1 pseudogene is annotated in these 1,097 nt (G+C 44.3%); it reads right to left on the reverse strand.

Features of this window, described 5'->3' with window-relative positions:
• Positions 1 to 1,097 (reverse strand): annotated as a pseudogene (locus ACFIL8_RS10765) (hypothetical protein); the annotation flags it as partial.

Here is a 1,097-nt window from a genome sequence, read left to right on the forward strand (position 1 = left end):
GCTTGTGTACTTTGTGCACCGTGTCCAGACATATTCTGTCCACCATGAGAACGAGAAGCATGTGGATTAGTACCATTGGGATGAGCATTTCCGCTACCATGGGCACCATGATGACCCCCGCTTGTTCCATTGGAAGTCTTTGTATCTGAACCAGAGGATGATCCTGATCTCGCGAGTACAAGTGGTGCGCTCGGTACTGTTTTTTCTACTGCTGATGGTTGTACCGATATAGGTGTTTTTGCTGCTGGCTGACTTGCGCCTGATACTGTTGATGAGCTAGAAGATACTGGTGCTTTTTCAACCGCTTTTGCAGACTCTGACTTAGCAGATTCTGTTGCTCCATCTGACCCTACTCTTGATGATTGATCTCCTTGAGATAATCTTGCCAATAAGAGCGTTGACCGCTCTGGTGAGCTTGCTCCTGTAGTAGAGGATATTGATTTAAGTGCAGGTGATTTTAATCCATTTACCCTGCTTACCAATGTCGGTCCTGTACCTGATCTTTCCAATGAGGACGATGGCGATTGCACTGAACTAACCGTCTGTCTAGAGGATGCTGATTGTGTTATTGACGATGCAGATGGCGTTTTTAATGGTGGTGTTGAAACTCCTGGATTTTCCCTTCCCACTACCACTGTTTTTTCTGCTGTTGAACTAACATTACCAGAACTTCTAGTTGTTGCTGCTTGATTTGATTGTGTTGCTCCTACTTGTGGTTGTTGAACTGCATTTACTGGTTTAGCTAGTGCTTGACTGGATTGCGTTACAACAGATTGTTCTGACGCGGATCCTGCTATTGGAGTCTCTCCTGTTGTAGTTCCTGTACCTGCAGGTGCTCTTGAGGTGTCTTTTTGCGTTTGTGCTCCTGTTAATGCTGTTCCTTGTGGGACTTGAGATGTTAATGGGTTTGCTGATCTGCGGGATCTTACAACTGCATTTTCTACTGTAGTGTTATCAGCCGCTCCTATGGTAATGGTCTTTGTGTGTTTTTTTCCAGATACCATTAAATCCGTATCGATGCCAAAAATAAAGTTGTCACCGAGATCAATATTAGAACCTGCATAAAAACCACCTGCAAAACCTGAAAGTTTAGGAGA

It is taken from the genome of Bartonella sp. AP57NXGY (assembly GCF_042195805.1).
Lineage (GTDB): Bacteria > Pseudomonadota > Alphaproteobacteria > Rhizobiales > Rhizobiaceae > Bartonella.